The sequence below is a fragment of the Streptomyces sp. NPDC060232 genome (assembly GCF_042726555.1).
Lineage (GTDB): Bacteria > Actinomycetota > Actinomycetes > Streptomycetales > Streptomycetaceae > Streptomyces.
The window spans coordinates 767,841-786,288 of sequence record NZ_JBHXAG010000001.1; the positions used below are offsets into that span (position 1 = coordinate 767,841).

17 protein-coding genes and 2 pseudogenes are annotated in these 18,448 nt (G+C 73.2%); 8 read left to right on the forward strand and 11 right to left on the reverse strand.

The window, feature by feature from the left end; genetic code table 11:
• Nucleotides 1-101: 101 nt before the first annotated feature.
• Nucleotides 102-623, reverse strand: coding sequence for a ricin-type beta-trefoil lectin domain protein (locus ACFWFZ_RS03460; protein WP_387115882.1), 522 nt, complete (start codon nucleotides 621-623; stop codon nucleotides 102-104).
• 296 nt (nucleotides 624-919) lie between these two features.
• Between ACFWFZ_RS03460 and ACFWFZ_RS03465 the strand changes: the two genes are divergently transcribed.
• Nucleotides 920-1,825, forward strand: coding sequence for a helix-turn-helix domain-containing protein (locus ACFWFZ_RS03465; RefSeq protein WP_387115885.1), 906 nt, complete (start codon nucleotides 920-922; stop codon nucleotides 1,823-1,825).
• Between the two features lie 23 nt (nucleotides 1,826-1,848).
• On the opposite strand, the gene ACFWFZ_RS03470 is transcribed toward ACFWFZ_RS03465, so the two are convergent.
• Genes ACFWFZ_RS03470 through ACFWFZ_RS03480 form a run of 3 tightly spaced genes read right to left on the reverse strand, consistent with a single transcriptional unit; the run spans nucleotide 1,849 to nucleotide 4,190 of the window.
• On the reverse strand, nucleotides 1,849-2,964 hold the full coding sequence (locus ACFWFZ_RS03470; protein WP_387115888.1) for a DUF4185 domain-containing protein: 1,116 nt from the start codon (nucleotides 2,962-2,964) through the stop codon (nucleotides 1,849-1,851).
• A gap of 30 nt (nucleotides 2,965-2,994) precedes the next feature.
• The gene (locus ACFWFZ_RS03475; protein WP_387115891.1) at nucleotides 2,995-3,987 is read right to left on the reverse strand and encodes an alpha/beta hydrolase; all 993 of its coding nucleotides are present in this window, start codon (nucleotides 3,985-3,987) and stop codon (nucleotides 2,995-2,997) included.
• Nucleotides 3,984-4,190, reverse strand: a complete 207-nt coding sequence (locus tag ACFWFZ_RS03480; RefSeq protein WP_387115894.1) for a hypothetical protein — start codon at nucleotides 4,188-4,190, stop codon at nucleotides 3,984-3,986. The genes ACFWFZ_RS03475 and ACFWFZ_RS03480 overlap by 4 nt, the downstream gene beginning before the upstream one ends.
• An 89-nt stretch (nucleotides 4,191-4,279) precedes the next feature.
• Between ACFWFZ_RS03480 and ACFWFZ_RS03485 the strand changes: the two genes are divergently transcribed.
• The 3 genes from ACFWFZ_RS03485 (at nucleotide 4,280) to ACFWFZ_RS03495 (ending at nucleotide 6,423) form a co-directional block, all read left to right on the forward strand.
• Nucleotides 4,280-5,221 carry a LysR family transcriptional regulator gene (locus ACFWFZ_RS03485; RefSeq protein ID WP_387115897.1) on the forward strand — a complete coding sequence of 314 codons (942 nt, stop codon included), beginning with the start codon at nucleotides 4,280-4,282 and terminating at the stop codon, nucleotides 5,219-5,221.
• 124 nt (nucleotides 5,222-5,345) lie between these two features.
• On the forward strand, nucleotides 5,346-5,867 hold the full coding sequence (locus tag ACFWFZ_RS03490) for a hypothetical protein (RefSeq protein ID WP_387115900.1): 522 nt from the start codon (nucleotides 5,346-5,348) through the stop codon (nucleotides 5,865-5,867).
• Between the two features lie 148 nt (nucleotides 5,868-6,015).
• Nucleotides 6,016-6,423 carry a PPOX class F420-dependent oxidoreductase gene (locus ACFWFZ_RS03495; protein ID WP_387115902.1) on the forward strand — a complete coding sequence of 136 codons (408 nt, stop codon included), beginning with the start codon at nucleotides 6,016-6,018 and terminating at the stop codon, nucleotides 6,421-6,423.
• Between the two features lie 112 nt (nucleotides 6,424-6,535).
• Here the strand turns inward: ACFWFZ_RS03495 and ACFWFZ_RS03500 are convergent, their stop codons facing one another.
• Together ACFWFZ_RS03500 and ACFWFZ_RS03505 are read right to left on the reverse strand one after the other, a co-directional pair.
• Nucleotides 6,536-8,017, reverse strand: coding sequence for a DUF4157 domain-containing protein (locus ACFWFZ_RS03500; RefSeq protein ID WP_387115905.1), 1,482 nt, complete (start codon nucleotides 8,015-8,017; stop codon nucleotides 6,536-6,538).
• A 230-nt stretch (nucleotides 8,018-8,247) separates the two neighbouring features.
• The gene (locus ACFWFZ_RS03505) at nucleotides 8,248-8,535 is read right to left on the reverse strand and encodes an ATP-binding protein (protein ID WP_387115908.1); all 288 of its coding nucleotides are present in this window, start codon (nucleotides 8,533-8,535) and stop codon (nucleotides 8,248-8,250) included.
• Between ACFWFZ_RS03505 and ACFWFZ_RS03510 the strand changes: the two are divergent.
• A pseudogene (locus ACFWFZ_RS03510) lies at nucleotides 8,460-8,636 on the forward strand (alpha/beta fold hydrolase); the annotation flags it as partial. The gene ACFWFZ_RS03505 and the pseudogene ACFWFZ_RS03510 overlap by 76 nt on opposite strands.
• 21 nt (nucleotides 8,637-8,657) lie before the next feature.
• Here the strand turns inward: ACFWFZ_RS03510 and ACFWFZ_RS03515 are convergent.
• From ACFWFZ_RS03515 to ACFWFZ_RS03535, 5 genes and pseudogenes are all read right to left on the reverse strand, one after another.
• Nucleotides 8,658-9,848, reverse strand: a complete 1,191-nt coding sequence (locus ACFWFZ_RS03515; RefSeq protein WP_387115911.1) for a VWA-like domain-containing protein — start codon at nucleotides 9,846-9,848, stop codon at nucleotides 8,658-8,660.
• A gap of 15 nt (nucleotides 9,849-9,863) precedes the next feature.
• Nucleotides 9,864-11,063, reverse strand: a complete 1,200-nt coding sequence (locus ACFWFZ_RS03520; RefSeq protein WP_387115914.1) for an AAA family ATPase — start codon at nucleotides 11,061-11,063, stop codon at nucleotides 9,864-9,866.
• Nucleotides 11,060-12,736: an ankyrin repeat domain-containing protein gene (locus tag ACFWFZ_RS03525; RefSeq protein ID WP_387115917.1), complete on the reverse strand. Its 1,677-nt coding sequence runs from the start codon at nucleotides 12,734-12,736 to the stop codon at nucleotides 11,060-11,062. Before ACFWFZ_RS03525 ends, ACFWFZ_RS03520 begins: the two co-directional genes overlap by 4 nt.
• Nucleotides 12,733-13,872, reverse strand: a complete 1,140-nt coding sequence (locus ACFWFZ_RS03530; RefSeq protein ID WP_387115920.1) for a gala protein — start codon at nucleotides 13,870-13,872, stop codon at nucleotides 12,733-12,735. Before ACFWFZ_RS03530 ends, ACFWFZ_RS03525 begins: the two co-directional genes overlap by 4 nt.
• A gap of 126 nt (nucleotides 13,873-13,998) precedes the next feature.
• A pseudogene (locus ACFWFZ_RS03535) lies at nucleotides 13,999-14,071 on the reverse strand.
• A gap of 186 nt (nucleotides 14,072-14,257) precedes the next feature.
• Here ACFWFZ_RS03535 and ACFWFZ_RS03540 point away from each other — a divergent pair.
• The 3 genes from ACFWFZ_RS03540 (at nucleotide 14,258) to ACFWFZ_RS03550 (ending at nucleotide 18,447) form a co-directional block, all read left to right on the forward strand.
• Nucleotides 14,258-15,535, forward strand: a complete 1,278-nt coding sequence (locus ACFWFZ_RS03540; protein WP_387115923.1) for a pyroglutamyl peptidase — start codon at nucleotides 14,258-14,260, stop codon at nucleotides 15,533-15,535.
• Nucleotides 15,536-15,735: 200 nt separating this feature from the next.
• A complete protein-coding gene (locus ACFWFZ_RS03545) occupies nucleotides 15,736-16,845 on the forward strand; it encodes a mechanosensitive ion channel family protein (RefSeq protein ID WP_387115926.1) in 1,110 nt (369 codons plus the stop codon).
• 891 nt (nucleotides 16,846-17,736) lie between these two features.
• Complete coding sequence (locus ACFWFZ_RS03550; RefSeq protein WP_387115929.1) at nucleotides 17,737-18,447, forward strand: response regulator; 711 nt, start codon at nucleotides 17,737-17,739, stop codon at nucleotides 18,445-18,447.
• Nucleotide 18,448 lies beyond the last annotated feature (1 nt).

Consider the following 18,448-nt stretch of genomic DNA (forward strand, 5'->3'; position numbering starts at 1 on the left):
CCCCCGGGGGGGCGGCGGAACTGCCGGAGCGGAGCGGGAAGCCGTCGGCCCCGCGCTCCGCTCCGGGCTTCAGGGGGCGGCCCGGGCCGCCGGGGACACCGTCAGCGCCAGGTCTGCTGGGGGCTGCCGTTGCAGGTCCAGAGCTGGACCCTTCCGCCGTTGTGGTTCTTGTTCGTGTCGTGGTCCAGGCACTTGCCGTTGTACCTCAGGCGGATCGTGTTGTCGGCCCGGCGGTCCCAGATCTGCTGGGGCTGGCCGTTGCAGGTCCACAGCTGCACCGTGCCCCCGTCGTTGTTGATGGTGTTCGTGTCGGCGTCCAGGCACTTGTTGTTGTTGAAGTCGACCCTCAGTGCCCCGGACGGCTCCAGGATCCAGCGCTGGTTGGCGGCGTAGTTGCAGTCCCACACCTGCGCCTTCACGGGGTTGTCGTTGATGTGGTTGGTGTCGGCGTCCAGGCACCGGTTGCTGAGCTGGACCCTGTAGGCCACCGCGGCCGCTGCCGCCGTACCGGGTCGGTTTCCGGACTCCGCGGCGCCGGCGGCTCCTTCGACGGTGGCCAGGGGGAGGAGCATGAGCGCCAGGCCGGCCGACAGGTTCCGGGCCGTACGGGTGTCGAAGCGCATTGCTGATGGACCTTTCGCTTGTGGGGAGGAAACGGGCCGGCGGCGGGCACACCTGTGCCGCACGACAGGCGGGGGAGGGGCGCCGCGTTCTTCACCTTGAGGGGTGAACCGCCGACTGGATGCTCCAAGTTTGTGGCGGTCCGTCAGGGTGTCGCAACCTTGTCCCGGTTGCTTCGCCCATATCGGGATCCCTAACCTCCTGACCTGCGGGGACGGGCGTATCCCGGGACAGGTGCGCCGCTCCGGGACACCTCGACCCTCGCCTCGGCGACCTTCCACTGGGGAAGAAGGCACGGATGAGTCATCCTGACGGCGTCGACCGGCACACCACGGCCGCCCGGCGGCTGGGCGACGCGTTGCGGGCGCTGCAGCAGCGATCCGGGATGACGTTGCGGGACCTGGAGCAGCGGGCGCTGATCAGTGATTCCTCCCTCTCCCGCTACTTCCGCGGGTCGACGGTGCCGCCCTGGAGCGTCGTACGGGAGATCTGCCGGGCCATGGACACCGACCCGGCCGCTTACCGTGCGCTCTGGGAAGCCGCCGACCGGACGCAGAGCCGACAGCCGGCCGGTTCGGACGCCGGTGCGGGACCGGCCACAGCCCCGCCGGTGTCCGGGCCAGTGCCCGTGCCCGTACGCGTCCCTTCCCCGTCTCCCGCGGCGGAGGCCGGCGGGCCGGCTACCGTGCCCTCGCCGGTTCGCGAGGGCACGGCGCCGCTCCGCGGACGGCCCGGCGCCGGCCCGTCCGCCTACGGACGCTGGCGGTGGACGGCGGCCGGACTGCTGACGGGCCTGGCCCTGGGAGTCGCCGGCACCACGCTGCTGAGCGGGTCGCCGGACCCCGACGCGGCGGCCCGCGTGTTCCGGAACAAGGCCACCGAGACCTGCCTGGACGACAGCGTCGAGGGGCTGCGGAGCTGGCCCTGCAACGGACTCCACTACCAGGAATGGGAGTTCCGTCCGCAGGGTTCCGGCCCCGGCGACCTGCGGAACCGGGCCACGGGAGCCTGCCTGGACAACAGCGGGACAGTCCCCCGCGCCCGTTCGTGCGACAGTTCCACGCATCAGGAATGGACGGTCACCGGCCGGGAGGACGGCACGGTGCAGCTCCGCAACCTGGCCGCCGGAACCTGTCTCGCGGCGGGCCCCACGTCCCTGACGGCCCGCGCCTGCGACGGATCCGATCCGCAGCGCTGGACCTGACCCCCGCCCCCGCCCGGCGGCCGTCAGCGCGGTTCCAGCCCCCGGACCCGGAACTGCATCACCCGGTACGGCCAGCCGGTCTCGGTCCCGGTCCGCCACTGGCTCACCGTCAGGTGCAGGTCGTCGAGGCGCGAGCCGGGGACGACGTAGCCGCCGTAGGGCTGGGCGACGTACGGGCCGGCCTCCTGCCCCCAGGCCGTGCCGTGGATGAGTGTCCGCCGGTACGCCGTGCCGAGGTCCGCGGTGGGCCGGTCCAGGACGAAGGCCTCGATACGGCCCTCGGCGGCGTTGAAGCAGACCAGGAGCCAGCGCCCGTCCAGCCGCCGCAGGCACAGCTCCCCGAAGCCGCCGTCCAGGACCGGCGTGGGCGCGTTCCCCCAGCCCCACGATCCCGCGCGATACCCCCACGGCTCGTACGCGGCCGGTTCGGCGACGGCCCCGGCACGTACCCGGTGCAACAGGAGCGGCCCGTTGCGGCCGTAGCCGGTCGAATACAGGTAGACGAAACCGTCGTCCCCGAGCGCCCAGGTCAGCAGCTGGAACAGCCCGCCGTGGGCGTTCCCCGGGAACCGGGCCCCGGTGTGCCGCCAGTGCGCGCCCGAGTCATCCGACCGCCAGATCTCGCTCCACAGCACACTGCCCCACCCCCTGTGCACGCTGACGTGCAGGAACAGGCTGCCTCCGACGGCGAGCACGTCGGAGGGCAGTTGGGTACTGAAGAGCGGATTGTCGTGCTCGTAAGCCCACAGCTGCTGCGCATGCTGTCCGCCGACCGCCCCGCTCCAGGTGATCCCCTCGTCGAGGCGGTCCGTGGCCGAGTAGAGGCCGACCGGCGAGCGCCACCAGCCGCCGCCCACCCGTGCCTCCTCGAAGGTGTCGCCGAAGACGAACAGCATCCGCCCGTCGGGCGTCCGGACCGGGATGCCGAGGTCGGTGGCGTCCATCCGGAAGCGCGTCGTGATGCCGGGGCCCGTCAGATCGCGGACCTTCACCACCTGCAGCCCCGCGGAACAGGCTGCCCTGGCGGGATCCCCGCCGACCGCGCGGCCGGCGCGGCCCGCCCCGAGGGCGGCCGCGGCGCCCGCCCTCAGAAACGTCGACCTGCGCAGCCCCCGTCCCGGTCCCTGTACACCCGTCACGCTCCCACAACCGGAGCGGCGGCCCGGGCGTTACGCCTCCCCGCCGTTCAGGGTGTGCAGGAAGTGGTCGGCCAGGGGGGCCAGCCAGTCGGACCGTGCGTTGCCGAGGAGGTGATCGCCGTGCGGGACGGACAGGTAGGCGCCGTGCGGGGCCAGGCGGGCCAGAGGTTCGGTGTTCGTGACGCCGGGGATGACGTCCTGGCCTCCGTCCACGACCAGCAGCGGGGCCGCGATGCGCGATGCCAGGGCGGCGAGGTCCACCTCACGGGCGAAATCGCGGGCGGCGCGCTCCCCTCCGGCACGCTGCGCCATGATGTCCCGTACCGACGGGGGAAGTTCCTCCCAGTCGAGGCGGAAGGGGCCGCTGACGGTGGCGACCGCCGCGACGCGGGCCTCCATCGCCGCGGCCCGGGCCGCGAAGAAGCCGCCCAGGCTGAGGCCGACGAGCCCGATGCGTGGGACACCGAGCGCATCGACGACCCGGCTCACGACCTGCTCCCAGTCCGGCCTGAAGACGGTCGTGGCAGCGAGGACGCCCTGCCCGGGGCCGTCCATCGCGAACACCGCGAGTCCCCTGGCCAGCAGCGCGGACGACAGGTCGAGGAACTCCTCCTTGGCCGAGTTCAGACCGGGCACGACGACCACGGTGGCGGCGGCGTCGGCGGGGCCGCGCAGCCAGCCGGTGAATCCCTCGCCGCTGACCCGCCGCGCTCCGGGTTCCAGCGCGGCGAGGGCCCGGCCCAGGGCCTGGTCCGCCTCGACGGCGGCGCGGTGGGCCTGCGTGTACGGCGCGAGCGTGGCCACGTGGAACCAGCGGGCCGCCGTCAACAGGTGCTCGCCCGCCGAGACGGACGACGCCGCCTTCTGCGCACGCCGCAGGTAGGCGTGCCCGGTGTCCGCGAAAGCCGGCCCCCAGTCGGGGAGGGAGGCGAGGCCGTCGGTGACGCGCCGGTACTCGGGCGGGTCCAGGCCCGCGCCGACCGCGCGCGTGTACTGGGCGGCGGCGAACTCGCGGACGCTCACCGGGTCCCTCCCGTCACCAGCACGGCCTTGCCGCGTATGCGGCGCTCTCGCAGGGCGACCAGTGTGCCGGGGGTCTCGGCCCGGCCGGTCACCGAGCCGGTCTCCGGATGCAGCCGGCCCCGCTTCACGAGACGCACCAGCGCCGCGAGATCGGAGCCGTACGGGGCGCCTGCCGGCGTAGTGGAGGGAATCAGTCTTCGCATACCGGGAATCCAACGCCCGAGGCCATCCCCTGGTCCAACAACGCACGGACACGGCCGACAACCGTTGGTTGTCGCCTAGGGTGGGAGCCGTGGATCTCGACGTGGCGCAGGTGCGTGCCTTCGTGCACGCCGCCGAGGAACTGCACTTCGGCCGGGCGGCGGGAAGGCTCGCCATCACCCAACAGGGCCTGTCCAAACGGATCTCGCGACTCGAATCCCTCCTCGGCACCCAGCTGTTCCGGCGTGACGGCAGCGGGGTGCGCCTCACCGAGGCCGGCCAGCGCTTCCTGCCACCCGCCCGGCAGACCGTGACCGCGGCCGACGCCGCGGTCGCCGCGGCGACCGGGCGGGACCGCCCGCTGCACGTGGACGTCTGGGGGCACCTCTACGCACCGATGCGGACCCTGGCCCAGATCGCGGGACAGGCCGGCGAGCTGGTGCTGGGGCACGGGCGGGATCTCCCGTCGGTGACGGAGGCGCTGCTGCGCGGCGACATCGACGCGGCCTTCGGCCGGGTCCACCCGCCTCTGCCCACCGGCCTGGTACACCGCCTCGTCCGCCTCGAACCGGTGGACGCCGTCCTGAGCGCCGGCCATCCGCTCGCGGCCGAGGCGGAGCTTCGGCCCGACCAGTTGCGCGACAGCGTGATGTGGGCCCCCGGTGCGCTGGAACGGCTCGACTTCCTCCACCGGTTCGCCGAGCGATTCGGCATCCGGAACAGGGCCACGAGCGTGAATCTGGGCCTTGCCCACTTCCTCGCCGAGGTGGCACAGGACCCCCACCGCTTCTGCCTGCTGCCCGCCGACGTACCCCTGCCGGAGGTCCCCGGGCTGCGCTCCGTCCCCCTCGTCAACCCCACGCCGCTGTACGCCTGGTCATTGCTGTGGCGCACCGGCAACGGACACCCGGGCCTGAACAGCCTCACCGCGGCCTGCACAGGACAAGCGCGGCAACGGCGCTGGCTGGAGTACGACCCTACGCGGGACTGGCTGGCGGACCCGCCCGCGAACGCACGCGGTGAGCTCGGCTGACGCGTGCCACGCGCATCACATGCACACTGAGACCGACAGTCACGGCCCGCGAATGTTGTCGGTCTGCCCGTTCGCCACGAGTGGGAGATCATGATGGTGTGGTGCGGTGAGGTTCGGCTCGGGTGTGAAGGACAGGCAAGCTGTGCGGGAGGCGGAGTTCGTAACGGTCGCGGGGCTGGTCGCGGCGGTTGCGCAGGGGGAGAGCGGCGCGCTGTGGCGGCTGGTGGGTGCGGAACGGCAGCTGGACGCGAACCTGGTGCGCCACCTGCCCGGGACCGGAGGGTCGGCGTACACCGAGGACGAGGTCGACGTGATGCTGGTCGTCGTCGAAGGCGGCGGGACCCTCACCCTGGACGGCATCGAGTCCCGGCTGACCCCGGGATTCATCGGCCTGCTGCCGCGCGGCACCTCCCGGGCGCTGCGGGCCGGCCCCGAGGGCCTGCTCGTCCTGACCACACACCGCAGGCGCCGCGGAATGAGCATCGGACGGAGCACCCCTGCCGCGCGGAGCACCCCTGCCGCCGCCCCCGAACCGTGCGCGCTCCACGCGGTCTGCACCCGCTGCCACCGCCACGCGATCGAGGCGGACGCCCGCTACTGCACCGGCTGCGGCACGGCCCTGCCGGGCCGCCCCACGTCCGGGTAGGGCCCGGCGGGCGGCGGCGCGATCGGACGCCGGCAGCCGCGTGGTGACGTTGCGTCGTGGCGTCGAGGGCTATGGTGACACAGGGTCAGTGTTGTTGTCGGGTTCCGTGCCGTGGGTGCGGGACGCCCTTCCGGAAAGGCTTGCGCCCGTGTCTGCTGCACTCTCCGATGATCTGAAGCGCATCATCGACGATTCCCCCATGTTCGCGACGGTGGCGACCATCCAGCCCGACGGCAGCCCGCAACTGTCCGTGACATGGCTCATGCGCGACGGCGACGACCTGCTCATCTCCACCACCGAGGGGCGCAGGAAGGAGCAGAACCTGCGCCGTGACCCGCGTATCACCGTGATGATCAACCCGCCCGACGCGCCGTACACCTACGCCGAGGTGCGCGGCACCGCCGAGCTGACCACGGAGGGCGGGCAGGAGCTGATCAACGAGCTCTCGCGCAAGTACACGGGCAAGGACTACCGGGACTTCAACCCCGCCTCCGTCGACGACGCCACACGCGTCGTGGTCCGGGTCGTTCCCCGCAAGGTCGTCGGTTCGATCTGATGCTGTGGCCGGCAGGCCTCTCCAGCCTCAGCACTGGCATCGTGGGCTTCGTGGATGCCCCGGACGGGACCGGCCCCGGGCATCCACGGCGATCCGCGACCGCGGAGACGACCTAAGCGGTCAGTTCCTGCGGGGCTGCGACAGCGGGCAGGTCTTTCCCGGACCTGTTCTTCACGAGTTCGACCCTCTCGACGAACAGCTGGAAGAGCAGCTGACTCGCACCGAGCTCCCTGCCGTTCTTGCCGTTGTTACCCTGCGCGATGCCCAGGCTGTAGGGTTCCTTGTCCTCGGCCTTCACGCCGATGTACCCGCCCAGCGTGCCCTCGTTGGCGTTCGCGTTCTTGTACCCTCCGTCGTTCGCCTTGCGGATCAGGTCGTTCTTGTAACCCGGTCCGAGTGCCATGTGGGCCTGGTTGAAGAGGAGTTCGTGGGCGCCGGGCTTCAAGGTGAACTTCAGCTGGACGGCATAGGGGTCGCCCTGGCTTTCGTAGTAGTTGTCGGCCTGACCCTGGTCGCCGAGATGGGCACCGATCGTCATGCCGGTGTACCCGTTCTCCCGAAACCCCTTACCCGTGCCCTCGCCGCCGGCTATGTAGGCCGTCATCTCGTTGCGCGAGGCCTCGTCGCCCCAGTAGGTGAGGGCGCTGTGGGCCTCGTCGAAACTCATGGACCTGTACAGCTCCAACCGCCCGGCGTCCTGCGGCATGTTCGCCAGACTGGCGAGGAGCTGAGGTCCGACGGTCCTCACGATCTCGTCGATCGTGCGCGCGGGCTTGCTGGCCTTGAACCCCTTCGCCGCCCTCTTGGAAGCGGCGATCTGCGCGGACTTGGCCTTGGCTGCCGCAGAGGTGGATCCGCCCACTCCTGCCTTGTCCTCCCAGTACTCGACCGTCAACCGGTCCTGGGGGTTCTCGACGCGCTGTACCGAGGGTCGGGAGCCGGACGCGGCCGGCGGTGCCGCATGGCGCTGCACGTCCGCGGCGGCCTGGTGCCCGGGTGCCATGACCCGGCTGGCATTGGCCTCCGCCTCCCGCTCGAACCGGTCCGACGGGTCGGAGACCCTGAGCCCCGCACCGTTGTCGGTGCCCGCGACAGGCCCCTGGCGCTGCTGGATGACGTGGGTGAGTTCGTGGGCGAGGGTGTGTTTGTCGTTGCCGCCGGCGCCGATGACCACATGGCTGCCGGAGGTGTAGGCACGGGCCCCGACTTCCGCGGCGGAGTCCCTGGCGGCGCTGTTGTCATGGATGCGGACGTCGGAGAAGTCCGCCCCGAGCCGGGCTTCCATGTCGGTGCGGGTGGCGGCGTCCAGGGGACGCCCGGGGGCGCGCAGGACGTCGTGCACGGCGGACCGCTGCACCGCGTGCTGCCCGGGCTGCTGGTGCCCGCAGCCGTCCGTGTGCCGGTGCTCTTCCCGGTCCCGGAGCTGGCCGGCCCGACGGAGCATCTGCACGACCGCGGCGTTGCCCGCGCCGGCCTGCAGCCCCAGCAGCCCCACAGGCGGTGCGGCCGCCTGCTGCGGAGCGGCGGACTGGCGTGAGGACTGCGGTAGCTGGTCGTCGGTCTTCCGCGTCGAGCGGGGTTGCCTGGGACTCACGCGATCGCCTTCTCGGTATGTCAGGGAAGCCGCACCAGGCGGCTGCCGGCCACATCCCCGTGAGCGGTCACACCCATCGTGACCAGGGGGCCTGAAGCATTATCAGCTGACGCGCCGACGCGAAACCAACGATCGCCGCCTGGCGCGGGCACTCTGCCCGGACGCACATCAAGCCGTGCAACCGGGGTGCCCCTTGAGGCAGCCCACCAGCCCCCACCGCGGCGAGCGGCCTACGCCGCGGCCGGAACGCGGACCGTGACGACGAGGCCGCCGGTGGGGCGGGGGGACAGGTCGAGGGCTGCGTCGTGGGCGCGGACGACACTGTGCACGATGGCCGGACCGAGGCCCGCGCCGGCGTGCTCGCCGGTGCGTACGCGTTCCGTTCCGCGCTGGAAGGGCTCGGTCAGGTCGGTACCGGTTCCGGCGAGCGGGCGGCCTGTGTTCCGTCTTCCGCTCCGGCGAGCGGGAGTTCGCCCACGTCCATCCGGACGCCCGCATCGAACTGATCCCGCGGGCACGCCATCTCGCGAACTTCGACGATCCCCAGGCGTTCACCGACGCCGTCCGCCGTTTCGCCCTGCACCTGCACCTGCACCTGCGGCTGCCTCCTCACGGCTGAGCGCGCGCACCCCGGGGCAGCCTACGACGGGCCGAAGTCTGCGACCCGTACGGTCTCCACCCAGGACGGGGGAACGGGCGGGGCCTGCCCGATCAGGGCGGCGATCAGGCGGCAGGACGGCGTCTCGTCCGGCCACGGCGTGTACCCGTCGGTCAGCACGACCACGACGTCCGGCCGGTCGGGCATCGCCAGCGCCGCGCTGATGCCGACCCGCATGTCCGTGCCTCCGCCGCCGGCCAGGGCCACCTCGCCCGCGCTGCGTACCCGGGTCACGGCGTGCACGTCGGCGTCACACGCGAGGACGGCCACCCGGTTGCCGCCGACCCCGACCTCCCGCAGGACGCCGGTGACTTCCGCCAGCGCGGCCGCGAGGTCGTCCGGGCCCATCGAACCCGAGGTGTCCACCACGACGGCCACCCGCGGCAGCGGCCTGCGCAGGCTGGGCAGCACCACCCGGCCGCCGAGGGCCGGCGTCCGGCGCGAGGGGCGGCGGTAGGTGTAGTCCACCGCACCGGCCGCCCAGGCCGCGGCCTCGCGGACCGCTCCCGCCAGGGCCTGGCGCCAGTCGACGGAAGGCTCCAGGAGCTCCTCGGCCCACCGGGCCCAGCCCTCGGGTACCCGGCCGCGGGTGCGCTGGTGGGCGCGTACGGCCTGGGCGGTCTGCCGGCGCAGCGCCTCCGCCTCCACCGGGCCGACCCGGGCGGGGCCGCCGTCCTCGCCGAGCTCCCAGGGCACGGGGGTGCCGTGCGCACCGGAACCGCAGTCGGGCCCGTGCGGAGTCGGGGGAATGGACGAGAGGTAGGTCTCGAACAGCCCGCCCGTGGGCAGACCGTAGAGCCTGGGCTCCATCCGGCCCTCGGGCAGCACCAGCCCGTCGGCGAGCAGGTCGTCGTTGATCTCGCAGTCCTGGGCGATGTTGACCCGCACGGGGTCGCGCTGCTCGGCGGCCGGCAGGCGCTCGGCCCGGCCGTGGTGGTCGCGCAGCAGGTGGGCCACCTCGTGTATCCACACCCCGGCCAGCTCGACGACCGGCGTCGCCTCGACGAAGGCGGGGCAGACGTAGCAGCGCCAGTGCCGGTCGACGCCCATGGTGCGTACCCCGGCCGAGGGGACCACGGTCAGGGCGTACAGCGCGGAGGCGAGGTACGGACGGGCCTCGGCCGCCTTGTAGCGGGCTGCCAGCAGCTTCGCGCGGTCGAGGCTTCGGTCCACGTTCCCCTCCGGGCCTCAGGCGCTGCCCGGTAGCGAGCCGGACAGCTGGAGCAGTTCCACGAAGGCGTCGATGCCCGCGGGCACCGGCCAGTCGAGGTCGCGCATCGCGGCGAGGTCGGCGGCGGCGCGGGCCGCTACGTCGGGCACGCCCGCGTCCACGGCCTTGGCGAGGACCGCCCAGCCTGCCTCCCACCGGGGACGGGTGAGTTCGCTCTGCACGGCCGCGACCACGGCGATCAGGAAGGCCAGCTGCCGGTCGCCGCGCTCGGGCAGCGCGAAGGCGTCCGGATCGGCCAGCACCCGGTCCGGGTCGGGCAGGTCCAGGTGTTCGAGGTACGAGAGCAGCTCGATCCCGGCGGCCTCCCCGACGGCGCCGGTGAGCGCGGCGGCCAGGGCCTCCCGGCCCGTCGAGGCCGCGTATCCGGTGGCCAGCAGCCGCAGGGCCATCTCCCACGTACGGGGGGAGGGCCAGCCGCGCCCGCGCCCGGCGGCCTCGGCCGGCATGTGGTGGACCAGTCCCGGCCGGGCGGTCAGGAAGCCGGAGACGGCGCCGCGGGCGCGGGCCGCCGCCCCGGACGCCTTGGCGGGATCCACGGTCGGGATCGCCACCTCGGGCCAGGTGCCGGCCATGCCGCGGGCCACGGTGCGCGGGTTGTGCGTCCAGTCGAGGTGGACGAAGCGGTTGGCGAGCGGCGGGCTGAGGTGCCAGCCGTCCGCGGCGCTGGCGGGCGGATTGGCCGCGGCCACGATCCTTACGGCCGCCGGGAGTTCGAGGCTGCCGACCCGGCGTTCCAGGACCACGCGCAGCAGGGCCGCCTGGACGGCGGGCGGGGCGGAGGACAGCTCGTCGAAGAACAGCAGTCCGTGGCCGGTGTGGGCCAGGCGTACCGCCCAGTCCGGCGGGGCCATGGGGACACCGGTGGTCGCGGGGTCGTCTCCGACGATGGGCAGCCCGGCGAAGTCGGACGGCTCGTGGACGCTGGCGATGACGGTCTCCAGCGGGACGCCGAGCGCGGTGGCGAGCTGTTCCATGCCGGCGGACTTGCCGATGCCCGGCTCACCCCACAGCAGCACAGGCTGATTGGCTGTCACGGCCAGCGCCAGCGCCTCCAGTTGGGGGTTGGCAGCGGGCTCGGTACGGGTGGCGCTCAGCCGGGCGCCCAGGGCGTCGGCGGCGGCCAGCGCCCGCGCGGGCCGCGGCTGGGTGGCACTCATGCGTCCTCGTCCCCTTCCTCTGTGTCTTCGTCCTCCCGGTACTCCATGTGCTCGTCGAACCAGTCGGCGCCGATCCCGGGGAACTCCTCGTCGACGCGGTCCCGGAGGAAGGCGAGGTCGGTGCGCTTGTAGCGGCGGATCTCCTGGGAGACCGACAGGTCCATCTCGTCCAGGACGTCGATCCGGGAGCCGGCCGCCAGCAGGGCCCTGACCAGATCCGGCGAACCACCCCAGTGCACGGCGGACAGGAGCGGGGTGCGACAGGCCTTGTCCCGCGCCTCCAGGTCGAGACCGGCCGCCAACAGCCGTGGCAGCAGCACCTCGTGGTCGAGCAGGTGGAGTGCGTGCAGCAGCCCGCGATGGCGGGCGTCCCGGATCCGGGGGTCCACCCCCGCGTCCAGCAGCGCCACCACGCCTGGGGTGTCACCGTGCTGCACGCGCAGGAAGAACTCGTGCCGTTGCGCCTGGAGGCCGCGCGGCAGCCGCCCCTCGCCCGTGGTCCAGGACTGCTGCACGGCGAAGCACCCCGAGACGGCGCCGCCGAACGCCCGCATCGCGCGCTCCCGCTGCTGCTCCTCGGGGGTGTGCGGCACGTCGAGTACGCCGCCTCGCGAGCGCACCTCGTGCCACGCCCCGCGACAGCGCACCCGTACCGGCCCGCCGTCCGTCTCGGGGCCGGGCGGGCCCGCCGCCGGACCGGCTCCGGGGAACAGCGCGGCGGCCACCAGCGGGTGCAGCTCGCGGGGCGAGATCCGGCCGGTCCGTACCAGTTCGAGATCGGGCAGCCGCTGCCAGGCGTACCGGGGCAGGGCCGGCAGGGAGGTCGCCTCGGCCTGTTGGACGAAGCGGGCCCGGAGTGCGCCGGGACCGGCATGCTCCAGGAGGAGTGAGTAGGGCCAGGCGGCCGGGAGCCGGTACCGGTCGCCCGCTCCGGCCGCCACGAGCCGTGTCACCTCCGGCGCGATCCGTGTGAGGTCGGCGGGCAGCCGCGGGAGAAGGACCTCCGGGTCCGCCGGGCTCTGGTACGGCCGCGTCGCGGGGACCGTCAGGTCACAGGCGATGCCCGCCGCGCCGAACGCGCCGACCGTGTCCCCGTCGGCCCTGAGCTGAGCGACCCGCTCGGCGAGCCCCTCCGGGTCGGCGAAACGCGCGCCGAGCTCGGATGCGTGGCGGGCGTCCCAGAACGGCCGGACGGCGGTCCAGTGCTCCGGGACGAAGCCGCGTCCGGTGTACTTGTTCCGCTCGGTGACGACGGGCGCGCAGTGCAGGCGCAGCCGCTGCGAGCCCTCGGTCATGACGGGCGTGGTGACCGACAGGGCCGGCCCTCCGGGGCCGCCGTAGCAGGCGAGCACGATCCGCAGGTCGGGGGCGATGGTGGTGCGGCCGCCCAGGAGCCGGGGCAGGTGCCAGCGCAGCAGGTCGGGGGCGAGGTGCCGCAGGTCCTGCGCCACGGCCTCGGCCACGTCGGATCCGTACCGGGCTTCGAGCGCGGGCAGCTCGAAGGCGACGTCCACGGCGGCGGCCGCGCAGGCCGCCCGCCAGTCACCGGCCAGCCGGTGCGCGGTGGCCTGCTCGATCATCCAGCCGGGCACGGCGTAGCGGCGGATCCGCTGCCATGCCGGGCCGTCCTCCTGCCGGAAACCGCCGGGCGGTTCGGCGTTCGCCCGACTCACCGGTACACGCTGCCGATGGCGCGCACGTCGGGGTGGGCGGCCCGGGCGGGGCGGAGCCGTTCGCTGAAGGACCGCTTCACGCGGCGGGGGAGTCCGGGGCCGAGGCCGACGTACTCCAGAGGCGTGTCGTCGGGCACCGCGGCGAGCAGGCCCTTGGCGCCGCGCCCGGTCAGGCCGGTGTGGCGCAGCTCCAGCCGGCGCAGGGGGCTGCCGGGCAGGGCGGCGGCCAGTGCGTACGCCCCTTCGTCGCCGGGGTGGTTGCCGCGGGCTCCGAGGCTGCGCTCGGACATGGTCCGGCCGAGGTCGAGCGTTTCGATGCCGCCGAGGGAGGCGGCCAGCGCCCGCGCTCCGGCGGCGCCGATGCCGTTGCCGCCGAGCCCGAGGCGGACCGGGTGCGCGGAGCCGTCCGCGGCGGAGCCGAGGGCCGCGGCGCCTTCGTCGCCGAGGTGGTTGGCGGGGACGTACAGCTCGCGCACCCCCGCCTGCCGGATCAGGGCGGCGAGCAGCGGTGCGGCGTCGGGGCCGAGGCCGTTGCCGCCGAGGAAGAGCCGTTCCAGGGGCTGCTCGCGCTCCAGGAGAGCGTCGAGCAGGAGGCGTACGCCGTCGGCGCCGATACCGGTGTTGACGAGGTCGAGGGTGCGCAGGGCGGTGTTGCGGCGCAGCAGCGCGGCGAGCGTGCGGGCGCCGTCCTCGAAGAGGGGGTTGCGCTTGAGCCAGAGGGCGCGGACGGTGTTGTCCTCGGCGAGCGCGCCGGCCAGGGCGCCCACCCCGTCGGGCCCGATCCGGTTGCAGCCGAGGTAGAGGGTGTGCAGCCCGTGGCCGTCGGCGGTCAGGGCCTCGGCGAGGGTGGCTGCGCCCGTGTCGCCGATGGCGTTGGTGCCGAGCAGCAGGTGGGTGGCGTGCGCGGATGCGGCCGCGGCCGGCAGCAGCCGGGCGGCCCCGGCCGGGCCGAGGCCCTGCTTGCAGAGGTCGACGCGGCCGTCGGCGCGCAGGGTGCCGAGCGGGAAGGTCTCGTCGGCCTCGACGGGGCGGTCCGCGGCGAGTCGGGCGAGCAGCGGGTCGAGACCGGCCGGGTCGGCCGGCGGCAGGTCGGGGTGCTCGATCGCGGGGCACCGTACGGGTGTCGGCTGTGTCATCACCACTCCACCGGTTTCCTTCGCCGGTGCCCGGCGTCCATCACGACTTGAAGAAGACGAGTACTGCACAACCGCTGAACTTCGGAACTGCTGACTTGCTGACCTGCCGAACTGCTGAAGGAGACGCAAGACCGGTCGGATTCGAACCGACGTCCTCCAGCTCGATGCGTGGGCGCGACGACCTCTGCGCTACGGCCTTGCTGTCGGCGATCATACCCACCGGGCGGCCGAAAATCGATCACCAGTTCTGGGAAGGTGCCGAGGGTGCCGTCGGAGGCGGGCGGGGCCCCGAACCGGACGCGCCTGCGGTGGAGTCGAGCCAGTCCCGACGGCTTCGGCCGGTGTGCCTGGTGAGGGTGACGGGTGCTATGTAATGTCACATCGCATGATGCTCTTACGTCGCGCGGCATCGGCCGCCGCCCTCCTCGTCACCGTCCTCCCCGTGACGATCGCCTCCCCGGCTCACGCCGCCACCGACACCGCGTCCGCCTGCCGCCCCCCGGCGTCGGTGCCGCTCGACGCCGAACAGTCCCGGCTCGCGGACGCCCGTACCACCGCCCTGGTCGAGCGCGGCGGACTCAGGGACTTCGTACGGCGGTTCCCCGCCGCCCTGTGCACGGCACGCAACCCCGCCGAGGCCGAACGGCTCCTCGACGCCTGGGGCGAGGCCCTCTGGCAGGCCTCCGTACGGCGCGCCCAGGGGCAGCGCCCCGGAGGCGACCTCGCCTCCGGCGACGACCGGCCGTTGTACTGGGCGCGGCTGGGCATGACCGCCGCACTCGCCCGCTGGCAGCCGCAGTTCACCGTCGACCGGGCCGGGCTCCGCGCCGGCTTCGAGGACGCCTCCCGCGGCCTCACCGACAACGCCTTCCGGACGGCACCCGGCATACGAAGGATCTTCATCAGCGGGTTCGACCCCTTCGGGCTCGACGCCGAGATACGCCGCGCCAATCCGTCCGGATCGGCCGCCCTGCAGCTCAACGGCCGGCGCGTGACCCTCGCCGACGGCAGCCCGGCCGAGATCCGCGCCGTCGTCCTGCCCGTCCGGTACGCCGACTTCGACGCCGGCATGGTCGAGCGGGCGTTCGCCCCGCACCTCACCGCAGGGCCCGCCGCGGCCGACATCATCACCACCGTCAGCCAGGGCTACCCCGGCATCTTCACCCTGGAGGACTGGGCCGGCCGGGCACGGTCCGCCGACCCCTACCCCGACAACGCGCGTGCCCTCTCCGGCGGCACCCGCGAGCACCCGGTGACGGCCCCCGGCCTCGGCCCGGGCCCGGAGTTCCTCCGCACCACGCTGCCCGCCGACGCGGTGACCGCCGCAGTGCAGACCCCGTACCCGGTCCTCCTCAACAGCGACGTCACCGAGATCCCGGCCGGCGGCACGGCTCCCGTCGACCGGGCCGACGGCCCGACGCCCGGCTCGCGCGCCGTGGCGGGCGGCGGAGGCGGCTACCTGTCCAACGAGGTCGCCTACCGCTCCAACCGGCTGCGCGCCGAACTGGCCCCGCACCTGCCCGGCGGCCACCTCCACACCCCGGTGCTCACCGGCCTGCCGGCCGACCCGCAGCAGCTGACCGGACCCGAGTTCGAGCGCAACGAGAGCGCGATCACCGCGGAGGTTCGCGCGGTCCTCGAACACGCCGCCGTACGACGGTAGTCGCCGCCCCGCCTGCGGTGCGTCACCCCGCCGTGCGGCAGGATGGCAGCCCGTTCCGGATACGTACACACGCCCGAACGCGGCCTACAGCACGACGAACTGACAGGTGACAAGGTGACGACACACCTCATACGACGGCCGGCGGCGCCCGCCGCCGCATCCACGCCCACGGGCCGACGCCGCGCAGCCGAGGGGGGCCGTTGAACCGGGACCTCGTCCTGAACGACTGGCTCGTCGCCGGTATCGCCCTGGCGACGGGCGCCGCGGCCGGACTACTGCTGCGCACCCTGCTGCGGTGGCTGGGGCGGCACGCCGCACGGACCCGCTGGCGCGGCGACGACATCATCGTCGACGCGCTGCGCACCATCGCCCCCGGCGCCGCGCTGATCGCGGGCGCCGCGGTGGCGGCCACGACCCTGCCGCTCACCGCGCGCGTCTTGGGCTTCGTGAACCAGTCCCTGACCGCGATGCTCATTCTCATCGCCACGCTCAGCACGGCGCGGGTCGTGGCGGGCCTCGTCCAGTCCGTGGCGGGCACGCGTACCGGGGTGGCCGCGTCGGCGTCCATCTTCGTCAACATCACGCGCATCGTGGTCCTCGTGATGGGCGTGCTCGTCGCCCTGGAGACCCTCGGCGTGTCCATCGCACCGCTGGTCACCGCTCTCGGCGTGGGCGGTCTGGCGGTGGCGCTGGCACTCCAGGACACCCTCGCCAACCTCTTCGCCGGGGTGCACATCCTCGCCTCGAAGACCGTGCAGCCCGGTGACTACATCCGGCTCACAAGCGGCGAGGAGGGCTATGTCGTCGACATCAACTGGCGCAACACCGTGGTGCGCAACCTGTCGAACAACCTCGTCATCATCCCCAACGCCCGCCTCGCGCGCACCAACATGACCAACTACACCCAGCCGGAGCAGCAGTTCTCGATCCTGGTCCAGGTGGGAGTGGGCTACGAGAGCGACCTGGAGCACGTCGAGCGGGTGACCCTGGAGGTCGTCGACGGCGTGATGGCCGACATCAACGGCGCGGTCCCCGACCACGAGGGGGCCGTCCGCTTCCACACGTTCGCCGACTCCCGCATCAACTTCACCGTGATCCTGGGCGTCGGGGAGTACAGCGACCAGTACCGGATCAAGCACGAGTTCATCAAGCGCCTGCACCGGCGCTTCCGCACGGAGGGCATCTCGATCCCGGCCCCGACCCACACGATCGCGCTCCAACGCGACGACGTCCCGGCGCCACCCTCGCCCGCCTCCGTTCCCCACCAGCGCGGAGCGTCCCCGTCGATCCTCACGGACAGCGACCGCTAGGGTCTGTATCGAGTTGCCCCGCGGGGCAACTCGATACAGACCCTAGTGCTGTGACCGCCAAGGATCACCGGGTCGCGGCGCCCGGCGCGGCACCTCGCCGCGTCGTCGGACCACGCCCGCACATCCGGTACGAGCCGTGGCACTCCGCATTGCGACGCTTCCCCTCGGCCCTGTGGGCCTGGGGAGACCCCATGCGCCGAACACCGCGACCCGGCAAGCCTCTCCGGCCACGCCTGCTGCCCTGGGAGGAGTGGGTGGAGCGCAGGCGTGACGCCCGGCTCGTCCCGGCGTCGGCTCGTACTGCACCTGTCCGGCCTCGGCATCGACGCGTACGAGCAGCCCGAGGCGGACCCGCGGCCCCGCCGCAGACGCACCACACCAGGGACAGCGACCAGTCGGAGGAGCAGACCCAACGGGTCAGGACGGTCTCCGGCAGGGAGGGCGCGGACATCATCCGCAAGCGGCCTGGGATGTACATCGGCTCGACGAACGAACGCGGACTGCACCACTTGGTGCTCAAGGCCTGCGATGGGGCTGTCAACGAGCCCTCGCCGGCGACGGCGGTTGCATCGCCGGGTAGTACAGGCAGAGGCCGGCCATCCGCCGCCCTCCGCGTCCCGCAGCAGGGCGAGGCAGGAGTCGCGCTGTACGGACTCCGGTCCGGAGGCGGTCAGCGGCCTGTTGTGGTGGCCGCGCGGGGCACCCGCGATCACGCGCGGCCGCAGCCCCGCGGGCAGTAGCCCGGCAGATCGGTAGGCGCCGTTCGGCTCGTCGTGCGCGGGGCGCGGGGCGCGACGGGGCCGCCGTTCCGGCCTGAGGGGTGCGGCCGGCCTCCTGCTGAGACAATGCAGGTGGCAGAACACGTGGCGCCATCCCCATCAGGCGGCGAAGATGTCCGACACAGCGAGAGCCTCCGCGGAGGCCTCCATCAGGGTGTTCCTCCTCGACGATCACGAGGTGGTCCGACGCGGGCTGCGCGACCTGCTCGAAGCCGAGGCGGACATCACCGTCGTCGGCGAGGCAGGCACGGCGGACCAGGCCCTGGCCCGAGGACCGGCGCTGCGCCCCGACGTCGCCGTCCTCGACGTCCGCCTGCCCGACGGCGACGGCATCACGGTCTGCCGGGAACTGCGCTCCCGCATGCCGGACCTGGCCTGCTTGATGCTGACCTCGTTCGACGACGAGGAGGCCCTGCTGGACGCGATCATGGCAGGGGCCGCAGGATACGTCCTGAAGCAGATCAAAGGCTCCGACCTGGTGTCGGCCGTACGAACGGTGGCCACGGGGCAATCCATGCTCGACCCGGCCACCACCGCTCGCCTGATGCACTCACTGCGCGACCCGGAAGTCGCCAAGCCGACCGAGGACACCCGTCTGGCGGCCCTCTCCGAGCGCGAGCGATCGGTCCTCGAACTGATCGGCGACGGCCTCACCAACCGCCAGATCGCCAAGCAGCTCTACCTCTCGGAGAAGACCGTCAAGAACCACATCTCCCGGCTGCTGGGCAAACTGGGAGTCGAACGGCGGGTGCAGGCGGCCGTCATCGCCGCGCAGGTTCGCGACCAGGGGCACGGAGGGGACACGACCCAGCCGAGTCATTAGC

Excerpts from the sequence above, each read along its gene's own strand:
- ACFWFZ_RS03460 (WP_387115882.1), bottom strand. The coding sequence starts at position 623 with ATGCGCTTCGACACCCGTACGGCCCGGAACCTGTCGGCCGGCCTGGCG.
- ACFWFZ_RS03465 (WP_387115885.1), top strand. The coding sequence starts at position 920 with ATGAGTCATCCTGACGGCGTCGACCGGCACACCACGGCCGCCCGGCGG.
- ACFWFZ_RS03480 (WP_387115894.1), bottom strand. The coding sequence starts at position 4,190 with ATGCGAAGACTGATTCCCTCCACTACGCCGGCAGGCGCCCCGTACGGC.
- ACFWFZ_RS03520 (WP_387115914.1), bottom strand. The coding sequence starts at position 11,063 with ATGAGTGCCACCCAGCCGCGGCCCGCGCGGGCGCTGGCCGCCGCCGAC.
- ACFWFZ_RS03530 (WP_387115920.1), bottom strand. The coding sequence starts at position 13,872 with ATGACACAGCCGACACCCGTACGGTGCCCCGCGATCGAGCACCCCGAC.
- ACFWFZ_RS03540 (WP_387115923.1), top strand. The coding sequence starts at position 14,258 with ATGATGCTCTTACGTCGCGCGGCATCGGCCGCCGCCCTCCTCGTCACC.
- ACFWFZ_RS03550 (WP_387115929.1), top strand. The coding sequence starts at position 17,737 with ATGTCCGACACAGCGAGAGCCTCCGCGGAGGCCTCCATCAGGGTGTTC.